10 protein-coding genes are annotated in these 11,977 nt (G+C 64.6%); 6 read left to right on the plus strand and 4 right to left on the minus strand.

All coding sequences use genetic code 11. The annotated features are described in order from the left end of the window. Window positions 1-2: 2 nt before the first annotated feature. Window positions 3-665 carry a nitroreductase family protein gene (locus R4P47_RS18615; RefSeq protein WP_032383742.1) on the minus strand — a complete coding sequence of 221 codons (663 nt, stop codon included), beginning with the start codon at window positions 663-665 and terminating at the stop codon, window positions 3-5. Window positions 666-848: 183 nt separating this feature from the next. Here R4P47_RS18615 and R4P47_RS18620 point away from each other — a divergent pair, with 183 nt between their 5' ends. After that, complete coding sequence (locus R4P47_RS18620; protein WP_317785409.1) at window positions 849-2,774, plus strand: NAD(P)/FAD-dependent oxidoreductase; 1,926 nt, start codon at window positions 849-851, stop codon at window positions 2,772-2,774. Between the two features lie 129 nt (window positions 2,775-2,903). Continuing rightward, complete coding sequence (locus tag R4P47_RS18625) at window positions 2,904-3,299, plus strand: RidA family protein (RefSeq protein ID WP_149407842.1); 396 nt, start codon at window positions 2,904-2,906, stop codon at window positions 3,297-3,299. 12 nt (window positions 3,300-3,311) lie between these two features. On the opposite strand, the gene R4P47_RS18630 is transcribed toward R4P47_RS18625, so the two are convergent. Genes R4P47_RS18630 through R4P47_RS18640 form a run of 3 tightly spaced genes read right to left on the minus strand, consistent with a single transcriptional unit; the run spans window position 3,312 to window position 5,759 of the window. After that, complete coding sequence (locus R4P47_RS18630; protein ID WP_317785410.1) at window positions 3,312-4,226, minus strand: dioxygenase; 915 nt, start codon at window positions 4,224-4,226, stop codon at window positions 3,312-3,314. Between the two features lies 1 nt (window position 4,227). After that, entirely contained in the window at window positions 4,228-5,298 is a 1,071-nt protein-coding gene (locus tag R4P47_RS18635; protein WP_300514980.1) for a maleylacetate reductase, read from the minus strand. A gap of 59 nt (window positions 5,299-5,357) precedes the next feature. Continuing rightward, on the minus strand, window positions 5,358-5,759 hold the full coding sequence (locus tag R4P47_RS18640; RefSeq protein WP_300514977.1) for a nuclear transport factor 2 family protein: 402 nt from the start codon (window positions 5,757-5,759) through the stop codon (window positions 5,358-5,360). Window positions 5,760-6,136: 377 nt separating this feature from the next. Between R4P47_RS18640 and R4P47_RS18645 the strand changes: the two genes are divergently transcribed. The 4 genes from R4P47_RS18645 (at window position 6,137) to R4P47_RS18660 (ending at window position 11,962) form a co-directional block, all read left to right on the plus strand. Further along, on the plus strand, window positions 6,137-7,240 hold the full coding sequence (locus tag R4P47_RS18645; RefSeq protein ID WP_300514974.1) for an ABC transporter permease: 1,104 nt from the start codon (window positions 6,137-6,139) through the stop codon (window positions 7,238-7,240). A 67-nt stretch (window positions 7,241-7,307) separates the two neighbouring features. Then, window positions 7,308-8,393, plus strand: coding sequence for an ABC transporter substrate-binding protein (locus R4P47_RS18650; RefSeq protein ID WP_300514971.1), 1,086 nt, complete (start codon window positions 7,308-7,310; stop codon window positions 8,391-8,393). Window positions 8,394-8,434: 41 nt separating this feature from the next. After that, a complete protein-coding gene (locus R4P47_RS18655; protein WP_317785411.1) occupies window positions 8,435-10,945 on the plus strand; it encodes an ATP-binding cassette domain-containing protein in 2,511 nt (836 codons plus the stop codon). Window positions 10,946-10,987: 42 nt separating this feature from the next. Beyond that, window positions 10,988-11,962, plus strand: a complete 975-nt coding sequence (locus R4P47_RS18660) for a zinc-dependent alcohol dehydrogenase (RefSeq protein ID WP_300514965.1) — start codon at window positions 10,988-10,990, stop codon at window positions 11,960-11,962. The last annotated feature ends 15 nt before the right edge of the window (window positions 11,963-11,977 follow it).

The following is an 11,977-nucleotide window of genomic DNA, read 5'->3' on the forward strand; positions in this document are numbered from 1 at the left end:
TTTCAAAGTGCAGGCGAGAGGGCAGCGGAGTCGAACATCGGCTGCGAGAACGTCTCTGCCGCAACGATCTGCTCCACCGGATCACGGGTGAGCTTGCGCGGGAACGACTTCTCCGGATACCCGACCGCGATGTGTGCGGCGGTGATGTAGTCGTCCGGGATGCCGAGCAGTTCGCGGATGGCGGGTTCCTCGTGGCACAGCAATGTCGTCACCGCGGTGGCGACGCCCTGATCGCGCAGGCTCAGGCACAGGTTCTGCACGGTCGGGTAGATGGATGCGCCGCCGACGACGGAGAGTCGGCCGAGTTCGTGGTCGGTGGGGTGCAGTCCGTCCAATGCTGCACAGACCACCACGATGGCGGGCACCTCAGCGAGGTGGCGGGCGAAGTAGTCGGCGTCCTGGACGGTCTTGGGCAGTGCGCCGACGGCGACGGTTCCGCCGGTGATGCCGGCGAAGTAGGCGTCCCACATCGGGAGGTAGAGATCGGCGAGAGCCTGCTTACGGGCGGCGTCGCGCACGACGATCCACCGCACGGGCTGACGGTTTCCGCCCTGCGGGCCGAAGCGGGCGACGTCGAACGCGGCCTTGAACACCTCGTCGGGAACAGGATCGCTGAGGTACCGCCTGCAGGTGCCGGTGGTGCGCATCGCCTCGGTGAGTTCCATGGGTGTTTCCCTTCGCCTGTCCGCTGTTAGGTAGTGCCATGAAGCATCATGTGGCGTGGGCCACATTGTCAAGGGTTCAGGTGCTGCGAATTTCGAGACCGCGAATCCCTTGCGCGAGATTGCCTAACCATGGTTAGTTGAGCTGTCGGAGTCGGATGGAGCAGCGCGCAACAGGAGGTACCGGTGTCCACAGACGCAGCAACGGCAGCGGAGACCGTGGGTGGAGTCGATCGAGACCGACTCTCGCGGGCTCTCACCGCGGCCAACCTGCCCACGCTGGTGGCGGTGCTCTATCAGTTGACCGGCGATCCCATGTGGCTCGCCGATCCGTATCGCCCTACGCGTAGTCGGGGGATGGACAACAACGACACGGGCGGATTCGACGAACCCGTTGCCGACCGCATCCGCGCCGCAGCACTCGACGCGATCTGCGCGTTCCACGACGGCGCACCCATGGCGGTGCCCTCGCCCGATCCGGAGCATCTCGTCGAGATGATCAGCGTGGCTGTCGGTGAGCAGGTTCCTCCCGAGTTCGGCGTCATGGTCGCCGAGGACATGGGCTTCACCGCATCGGACACTCCGGTGGCGGCTCCGAACGATCTGTCGGTCATCGTGATCGGTGCCGGTGTCTCCGGCATGCTCGCCGCCATCAAGCTGCACGAGGCGGGCATCAGTCACGTTGTGCTCGAGAAGAACTCCGACGTGGGCGGCGGCTGGTTCGAGAACACCTACCCCGGTGCCGGCGTCGACACCCCCAGTCACCTGTACTCCTACTCCTTTGCGCCACGGGCGTGGAGCACACACTTCGGCAAGCGCGACGAGGTGTGGGAGTATCTCAGCGATGTCGCCTCCGAACACGATCTGCGGCGACGCATTCGCTTCGACACCGAGGTGGCGACCGCGGAGTACGACGCGCAGCGACAGGGCTGGACCGTCACGACGGTCGACGGCGAGACGCTGACCGCCGACGTGGTGATCACCGCGACCGGTCAACTCAATCGGCCGAAGGTGCCTCACATTCCCGGGCTCGAGTCGTTCGACGGCCCGATCTTCCACACGGCGAACTGGCCGGCCGATCTGGATCTGACCGGCAAGCGCGTCGCCATCGTCGGAACCGGGGCCAGTGCCATGCAGGTGCTGCCGGCCATCGCGTCGACGGTGGGGCATGCGACGGTCTTCCAGCGTTCGCCGCAATGGGTGTCGTCGAGCGATGTGTATTTCACCGAGATGGGCGACGACGCCAACTACCTCATGGATGTCGTTCCGCTGTACCGGCTCTGGTACCGGACCAGGCTGGCCTGGAACTTCAACGATCGTGTGCACAGCTCGCTGCAGGTCGATCCCGAGTGGGAGCACCCGCAGCGTTCGATCAACCCGATGAACGACGCCCATCGACGGGTGTTCACCCGCTACATCGAAGCCGAACTCGACGGCAGGCCGGACCTGATCGAGAAATCGCTTCCCGATTACCCGCCCTTCGGTAAACGCATGCTGCTCGACAACGGCTGGTACGCCGCGCTCAAGCGCGACAACGTCACTCTCATCGCCGACGCAGTCTCGTCCATCACCGCCAACTCGGTTGTTGTGCATAATGGTTCCGAGACCGAGGTCGACGTGGTGATCCTCGCGACGGGGTTCGAGACCCACAAGCTGCTGACGCCGATCGATGTGCGCGGACGATCGGGGGAGTCCATTCGCGATATCTGGGGCCCCGAGGATGCGCACGCGTATCTCGGTATCACTGTTCCCGACTTCCCGAACTTCTTCATCACCTGCGGTCCAGGCACGGTGTTGGGCCATGGGGGTAGCTACATCACCATTGCCGAATGCCAGGTGCGCTACATCGTCGATGTGCTGATCGACATGGTGGACAAGCGAATCGGAGCCATCGAATGCAAGGCCGACGTGGAGGCGGAGTATGTCCGCAAACACGATGAAGCTCACGCGAAGATGATCTGGTCGCACGGCGGCATGGACAACTGGTACCGCAACGACGCCGGACGCGTGGTTTCGACTTTGCCATGGCGCATCGTCGACTACTGGGAGATGACGCGTCGGGCCGATCTGAACGACTTCGTGACCGAGGACAGGCGGGAGGACGCTCGCTGATCAGCGGGATGTCCCCTGAAAGCTGTTGGTACCCGTGACCGTTTGGACCCATACCGCCGAAGATGTCCGGATTCCATGCAAGGCTCGACGGTGCACAGATACCCGAACGATCGAATGGAGTGCGCGGCGATGGAACGAACGGCAGTCAACCCGGTGCGGTGGTCGGTGGACATGGGATTCAACCAGGGGGAGATCGTCTCGGGGCAGGCTCGGACGCTCTATCTCTCCGGCCAAACAGCGACGGCTGATGACGGCTCACCTCAGCACCCCGACGACATGGGCGCGCAGTTGTCTCTGTGTTTCGACAACATGGAAGCCGTTCTTGCCGAGGCGAATATGTCCTTGGCGAATCTCGTCCGGCTCAACGTGTACACCACCGATGTCGACGCGTTGCTGCCGCACTACGGCGACTTGGCAGCGCGACTGGGCGCGGTGGGCGTCAAGCCCACCAGCACCCTGCTCGGGGTCACCCGGCTCGCGATTCCCAGTTTGCTGGTCGAACTCGAGGGCACCGCGGTCGGGTAGATCGACCGCCGTTCATCCGCCTGTCGGGGCTGACTCCGGGGCGAGCACGATGTCGAATTCGACTCTGGACCAGGTGTTCTCGCCCAGATCGCGGCCGTCGGGCGTGGGTGTGCCCGCAGGTTGCTCCACGAAGTCTTTGATGAGCGTGTCCTTGACGCCGAACACCGAATCGCGATCGAGGAGTTCGTCGCCTCGGACGAAGATGTGTGTGATCAGTGTCCGTTGCCCCTCGGCGGTCACCATGAAATGCAGGTGAGATGCCCGCATCGGCGAGCGTCCCACGGCGTCGAGCATGCGCCCGACGGGTCCGTCGAACGGAATGGGGTACGGGGTGGGGGTCAGACCCCAGAATGCGAACCTGCCGTTCTCGTCGGAGAACAGATGGCCGCGAGCGGCAACACGTCCGTCGGAGTACTGGACGTCGTAGAACCCGTCGTCGTCGGCCTCCCACACCTCGATGCGAGCATGTGCAACGGGATTCCCATCGATGTCGGTGACCGTGCCCTCGACCCAGCAGGCCTGCCCCGGTGCGCCCTGGGAGATATCACCGCCAGACTCGATGGCGGGGGCGTCGTCGACGAAGAACGGACCGAACACCGTCGACTCCGTTTCACCGGCCACCGCTTCGTTGTTAACGGTCACGGTCTGCATCGAGGCACCGAAGACGTCGGACAGGAGAATGAATTCCTGACGCCGGTCGTCGGTGATGTGACCGACCGCGGTGAGAAAGTCGATGGCGCTGGCCCATTCGTCCTGCGTCAGCCGGACTTCTCTGATGAACGCGTGCAGATGCTCGGTCAATCCCGTGAGCACTTCCCGCAGTCGAGGATCGGGGGCACCCGCGAAGCTGGCGACGACCTTGTCGGTCAGTTCACGCTCCCGGTTGCTCTGCTCGGAGGAGACCTCGGTGCGATCGTCGATACTCATGTCAGTGGCTCTCCTGCTCGGAAGTCGTTCCTGCCCAGGCGTTGCGAAGCAGGATCGTGAGCGATTCGGTGGTGACCGGCCGTGGATTGGATGCGGGAGCCGCGTCGAGGACGAGTGCGACGGCCTCGTCGAGATCGGACTCCTGCAGACCGTAGTCCCGCAGTGCGGTGGGTGCGTCGAGTTCGGTGCGCAGCGAGCGCAGTCCCTCTACTGCACCAGTGCTGCCGAACGCATTCGCCATACGCTGCTCGGCCGCGGGTGTATACGGACCGTTGTACTCGAGTACGTGCTGCAGCACGACCGCATGGGTTTGGGCGTGAGGCATGTTGTAGGTACCACCGAGCACATGGCAGATCTTGTGATGCAATCCGGAGCCGGCCGACGCGAATGCCACCGCGGACAGGTAAGCGCCGTACAGGGTCTGCTCGTGGCCGGACTGACTGGCCGAATCGTGCTTGATTTCCCGTAGTCCCCGTGACAGCGCGCCGATGGCCTCGACGGCAAGAGTGGAGTTGATCGGGTCGGCCCGCGGTGCCCACATCGAGTCGACGGAATGCGCCAAGGCATTGAGTCCGGACGCCACACTCAGTTCCACCGGAAGGGTCAGCAACGAGAGGACGTCGTAGATCACCGTGGTGGGGAGCACCCGCGCGTCGACGCCGGTGGTCTTGCGTGAGGCCTCGGTCAGTCCCCACACGTTCGTGGCCTCGGATCCCGCGTACGTGGTGGGGATCGCGACGATGGGAATGCCGGTGGTGAGTGCGACTGCTTTCGCGAGACCGGTGGTGGAGCCGCCGCCGATGCTGACCAGCAGGTCCACCTCGTGCGTGCTTGCGGCGGCGCGCGCCTTCTCCGCCGTCTCGATCGGAACATGCGGCACCACATCGGAATACATCAGTCGAGGCTCGATCTCACGGCAGACCGATTTCGCCAGATCCGTTTCGGCAGGGCCTGCGATGACCATGACGGACGTTGCGCCCAATCGGTCGACCTCGGCAGCGAGGTGCGAGGACGACCTGCCTGCGCCGAACAAGACGCGTTGAGCGAGTGAATCGTGCTCGAATTCGAGCATCCGTGCCTCCGCAGTTTTTTCGATCGTGTGAGTGGAGCGAGCGTGTGAACCGGGACGAGTCAGCGCGAGGGCCTCGGAGTCGGCTGGTAGGCGAGGAGCAACCACTGGTCGTTCTCGTTGACCCACACTGCGATCGAGTTGTTCACCAGTTCTTTGTCCTTGCCGTTGGCAGTGATGCTCGCGTTCATCTCGCCGACGACGACCGCGGTGTTTCCCACGACGAGGATGTCCTCGGTGGGGTGATCGATGCGGTGGTAGACGTAGAAGCCGGAGGTGACCTTCTCCAGGTAGGAGCTGACCGAATCTCGACTGCCGTCGGAGTGGGTGTAGACGAGGTCGGGGTGGCAGCAGCTGGTGAAGGTGTCCAGGTCACCGTCGACGATCGCGGTGTAGCGCTTGTTCTCGAGCTCGGAGATCGTGGCCTTGATGGCGTCGATGTCGAGTTCCTGTGCCTGTGTCATGGGGGTTCTCCTGGGGAAGTCGAGCGGCCACGAGTGTGCCGGTAGGTGAGACGGTAGGCAGCCGATCAGCAAGTGTCAACTGTCACAGAACACCTGCGATGACGGCGGTCAACTCGGTTTCCGGTGGATCGACTCTGACACCGAGCGCACTCGAAGCTACATTTCTGCAGCTGAGGGCCGCTCCTACAACCGCAATAGTGGCGTACCCCATGACCTGCTTGACAAAGTGACCCACTGCACAGTTCAATCAGGACAGGACATTCATGCAGCAATGGTGGACATTCTGAATCCTGCGGCGACGGGCACCGCCGAGTTCTTCGCGACAGAACATTCCGCCGACTCCATCACCCTCATCGCCCGATCAACGGAGAACTCTCGTGACATCACACGGTCAATCGGTTGGGGGACCCGCTCCCTCGACGGGCGTCGGGCCCACTCCCGGGAACGAACGATCGACGGCAGGCGTCCTACGCACGGCTCTGAGTGGACGGGCCAGGGGTGCCGTCGCCATCGGAATCGCCACTGTCGTGCTGTTCCTGATCAGTGCCGTGCTCGCGCCCCAGAGCGTCAGCGGTGGCGCGATCTCCGCGATGTTGCCCTTCGCGGCCATCCTGGCGGTCGTTGCGATCGGGCAGACCCTGGTCGTACAACAGGGCGGCATCGATCTGTCGGTACCGGGAGTGTTCTCGCTGTCGGTCGTCGTGGTCACCAAGCTCGGGGCCAGCGGCACACCCGGTGCGATCCTCGCGGCGGTCCTCGCTGCACTGGCCATCTCCGCGGGGGCAGGAGCCGTCTCGGGCTTCGTCGTCGCTCGGTTGAACGTCGCTCCGATCGTCGCGACCCTGGGTATGAACGCGCTGCTCATCGGTGCGACCTGGGCGGTGTCCGAGGGCGCTGCGCGCCGCACCCCGACCGGACTGTCCGACGTCATCGGCTCGACGATCCTCGGAGTCCCGGTCACCGTCGTCGTCGCGGTCGTCCTGACGATAATCGTCGGGGTCGTCGTTCGCCTCACCCCCTCCGGCCGCATCTTCGAAGCCGTCGGTGCCAACCCGCGGGTTGCGGTCGCGGCAGGTATCGCGCCGCTGCGCTACACCCTGAGCGCGTATTCCGTTGCCGCCCTGCTGTATGCCGTCGCCGGCGTGATGTTGACGGGCATCGTCAACACACCGGGAATCAGTGAGGGCAACACCTATCTTCTGCCGTCCGTCGCAGCCGTGGTCCTCGGCGGCACGTCGTTGCTCGGCGGTAAGGGCAGCGTGCTCGCGTCGTTGATCGCCGCCGTGTTCTTCACCCAGGTGGACCGTCTGGCCTCGACTCTGGGGCTTGCGTACGGCTGGCAGATTCTCATCCAGGCTCTCGCGCTCGGTCTCGGTGTGGCATTCCACAGTGGGTTCAGGCCGGGCGCGCGGCTTCGGTCCGGTCCGAAACGCCACGCGCCGGCCGCCGAGGAGCCGCGGGCGTCGGTCGAGGTCCCATGACCCCGCGCATCCGACGCCTGCCCCGGCACGACATTCGTCATTCCCCTGCGACTCGAGGACTCGATCGATGAAGCTCACGACCTACACCCTGCGGATGCTGACCCTGCTGCCCGTTGCCGCCCTGGTGGCGGGCTGCTCGGTGGGCGGTTTCGAGACCGTGTCCAGCAGCGAGCCGCGTCCGGATTGGTGCGGACCCACCCCGGCGGTCATCGGATTCGCCGACGGAAACGGCGGAAACAGTTGGAAGAGAACCAATTTCGCCGAGCTCAGCGACGAGCTGGCCAAGTGCTCGTCGGTGACGGACCTCATCACCACCGATGCCCAGGGAGACACTCAGAAGGCAATCGCCGACATCAAGAGCCTCGGCGCACAAGGCGTCGACGGGATGATCGTGTTCCCCGAGGCCGGAAAGGCCGTTCTTCCCGCGTTGCGCTACGAGTACAAGGCAGGCGTTGCCGTTGTCCCGTACCGAATATCTCCCGGTGGGGACGAGGGATCGGAATACACCACGTTCGTCGCGGCCGATTTCGCAGCGATCGGCCGGCTCTATGCCGAGTGGCTGGTGAAGTCACTGCCGAACGGTGAAGGCAACGTCCTGTTCCTCGGCGGTCCGCCCGCGAACTCCCAGGATCTCGCCGAATACCAAGGCATGCAGGAAGTTCTGGTCGACCACCCCGGCATCAAGTTGATCGGTGACCAGCCGTTCACGGTCACCAACTGGACTCCCGCCGAGACCCAGCAGGCCACGTCGACCATGCTCTCGCGTTACCCACAGATCGATGCGGTCATGACGGACTTCGCGGCGACCAGCATCATGACGGCATTCCAGCAGGCGGGCCGCCCGTTGCCGCTGATCGCATCGGCGGACTCCAACGGATTGTCCTGCCAGTACGAGCAGTTGAAGGCCACCAACCCGGGGTTCGAGCTGTTCACGGTCACCTCGCAGACGTACATGGTGCGGCTGGCAGTCCAGCACGTGGTCGCCGAGGCCACCGGAGGCACCGCGCCCGATTCGAAGGTCGACGTGCCGGTGGCCTTCGAGGACTCGCTGAGCGGTACGCCGAGCACCCCGATCTGCGATCCGGCTCTTCCCGAGGATGCGCTCCTGTCGAGCGAACTCGATCCACAACGCATCGGAGAGGTGCTCCGATGACACGTCCGATCACACCGCAGCCAGTGCTGTCAGGAGCTTCGATGAACGAGACTTCAACGTCCACAGCCACTCTCACCGAGCCGTACCTCCAGGTCCGCGGTATCGGCATGACCTTCGGCCCGGTCACCGCGCTGGCCGGGGTCGACATCGACATCCGGCCCGGTCAGGTGCATGCACTGCTGGGCGAGAACGGCGCAGGCAAGTCGACGCTGATGTCGATCATCTCCGGAACCCAGACCCCGACGTCGGGATCGGTCGTCGTCGACGGAGTCGAGCGAACCGACCTGACGCCGGCCGACGCACTGGCGCTGGGCATCTCGATCGTCCACCAGACCCCGGCTCTGTTGCCGGACCTGACGGTCACCGAGAACCTCGTGCTCGCCATCCCCCAGAGCATGCGGCCCTCGGTGTTCGAGATGGGCCCGTGGGTGACCGAGAAGCTGGCCGTGGTGGGGTGCACGGTGCACCCGGACACCAAGTGCGGCGACCTTCCCATTGCCGAGCGTCAACTCATCGAGATCGCCAAGGCGCTCGCCACCGACACCAAGGTGCTGATTCTCGACGAGCCGACCGCACCGCTGGTCCAGGACAAGGTCGACCTGCTCTTCGAGCGTGTGCGCCGGTTCGCTGCCGCCGGAGTTGCCGTCGTCTACATCACCCACCGCATCCCCGAGGTTCGGGAACTGGCGGACACGATGACGATTCTTCGTGACGGCCGGGTCCGTGGTTCCTACGACCCGCAGACGCTGACCGACGACGAGATCATCACGCTCATCGCAGGCCGTGACGTCGACGCGGTGTTTCCTCCGAAGGGTGCCGGGCCGACCGCGGAAGGCCTTGTCGTCGAGAACCTGTCGAGCCCGGACTTCGAGAACATCTCGTTCACGGTCGGTGCGGGCGAGATCGTCGGACTTGCCGGTGTCGCGGGCAACGGGCAGGTAGCTCTGCTCAGGGCACTGTCGGGTCTGACCGAATCCACCGGGACCGTGCGCTTGGGCGGTGAGCAGTTGACGCTGACGTCCTCTGCCGACGCACACCGCGCCGGAATTGCGTTCATGCCGGCCGATCGCGCCGGTGAGGGCGTGCTGCCGGACTTCTCGATCAGGGAGAACTCCGCACTCGGCGCGTTCGGGAGATTCGTCTCGCACGGGATCATCGACAAGAGCCGCGAGAGCCGACTCACGACGGCCATGGCGACGGCACTGACCGTCAAGGCACCGAGCGTCGAGACAGCGGTGGGGAATCTGTCCGGAGGTAATCAGCAGAAAGTGGTGCTGGCTCGCGCACTGATGTCCGAGCCTGCTCTCGTGCTGGCCGAGGAGCCGACGCAGGGCGTCGACGCCGGAGCCCGCGCCGAGATCTATGCGCAGCTGCGTTCGGCGGCAGCGGCGGGGATGGCGATCGTCGTACTGTCCTCCGACGCAGTCGAACTCGAAGGTCTGTGCGACAGGGTTCTCGTCATCTCCCGCGGTGCCGTCGTCGAGTCGCTCAGCGGTGACGCGGTGACCGAACACAACATGATGCAGGCCATGGTCTCGGCCACCGGGCACCGAAGCAGCAGCGCGCCCACGCGTACCGAGGACGTGAGCGCACCGCCGAATCGACTCGTCCGGTCGTTGCCCGCGTACACCTTGCTCGGCGCCATCATCGTGTTGTCCTTGATCGCGACCACCCAGAACGCTCGGTTCCTCGGTGAGGCCAACCTCGTGTCGGTTCTGCTCACGACCACCGCGCTGGCGTTCATCGCGCTCGGCCAGATGCTGGTGGTGATGACCGGCGGTATCGACCTGTCGGTCGGCCCGCTCACCGGGCTGGTGCTGGTCATCATCTCGTTCTTCTGGTTCGACGGGGCGTCGGTGGGGAGTTTGCTCGCCGGTGTCGCGGTTGCGGTGGTCGCCGCAGTGGTCGTCGGTGCGATCAACGGCGGCTTGATTCGAGGTCTCGGATTCACCGCGGTCGCAGCGACATTGGTGACCTATATCGGTATTCAGGGAATCTCACTGCTGTTGCGCCCGGAGATCGACGGCTACGTCGACTTCGCGATCCTCGATGTCATCAACTACAGCGTCGGTCCCATCCCCGTCGCCTTCGTCGTCGCAGTTCTCGCCGCCGTCGTGCTCGGCGTCGTCCTGCGCTTCTCTCGTCCCGGAATTGCTCTGCGCGCCTCGGGATCCGACACGGCGATCGCCGAGAAGATGGGCGTACGCACCGGACTCACCGTCACAGCGGCCTACATCGGCTGCTCGTTGATGACGATGCTCGGCGGCATCATGCTGGTCGGGCAGGTCGGTGTCGGCGACCCGAATCAGGGCATCGGCTTCACCCTCTCGGCGATCACCGCGGTCGTCGTGGCCGGAACCCTGCTGCGCGGTGGAAGCGGTTCACCGATCGCAGTACTGCTCGGAGCGCTGCTCCTCCAGGTGATCCTGGCCCTGGCCAACTTCCTCCGCCTGGACACTGCCTGGCAGTACTGGCTGCAGGGAGCCATCGTCATCGTGGCGGCCGTGTTGTACATCGCTCTGCAACAGCGCAATTCGGGTCACAAGCGCTGACCCGGCCGCTCGTCACATCAACGTTCTATAGAGGAGACACGAGTGAAAGCACTCAGATTCGTCGCAGAGAACCGAGCCGAGGTCGCAGACCTGGACATACCCGCCATAGCGGCGGACGAGGTTCTGATCGCAGCACGATCGGTCGGCGTCTGTCACTCCGACATCGAACTGCTCGAGGGCCGCTACATCATCCCGTTCGAGTACCCCATCATCCCCGGCCACGAGTGGTCCGGTGAGGTGGCGAAAGTCGGCACCGACGTCGACGGTTTCGAGGTGGGAGACCGGGTCGTCGGAGAATGCGTCATCGGCGAGGACCACTTCGGGTTCTCCATCAGCGGGGCAGCGGCGGAGTTCTTCGTCGTCAAACCCGCATGGCTGCACAAGCTTCCCGACGAGGTCTCGTTCACCAGCGGTGCGCTCGTCGAGCCGTTCAGTTGCGGCTACTACGGGCTGATGCGTGCGGGGAACGTCAACGCGAGCGACGTACTCGTCGTACTCGGAGCGGGACCCATCGGGCTCGGCGTGGTCGCCGGTGGTGCCGCGATGGGGGCGACGACCATCGTCGTCGAACCGTCCGAGAGCCGCAGAGAAGCCGCCCTGTCGTTGGGGGCTGCGCACGCGGTGACCCCGGACGAGATCGAGGATCTACTCCATCGTGAAAGCAACGGCCGCGGTGCCGATGTCGTCGTCGAGGCGACGGGTCGTCCCGAAGTGATGGCCAGCGCACTCGAACTCGCCGGGCACCGCGCACGTGTGGTGTACATCGGCATCGACGTCGGACGGTCGGCACCGGCCAAGCTCGGTCTGATCCAATCCAAGGAACTCGACATCCGCGGCGCGATCGGTTCACCGGGTGTGTGGCCGGCGACGCTGCGGTTCATCGCCAAGAGCGGACTCGATCTCGGCCGACTGGTGACACGTGAAATCGCCGCCGACGACGCCGTCACGGCTCTCGACGAAGCACAGAAGCCGGCCGAGAACATCAAGGTGCACATCACTTTCGATGCCACGCTCTGACCTTCTACACCTACG

Source organism: Rhodococcus sp. IEGM 1370, from assembly GCF_033142325.1.
Lineage (GTDB): Bacteria > Actinomycetota > Actinomycetes > Mycobacteriales > Mycobacteriaceae > Rhodococcoides.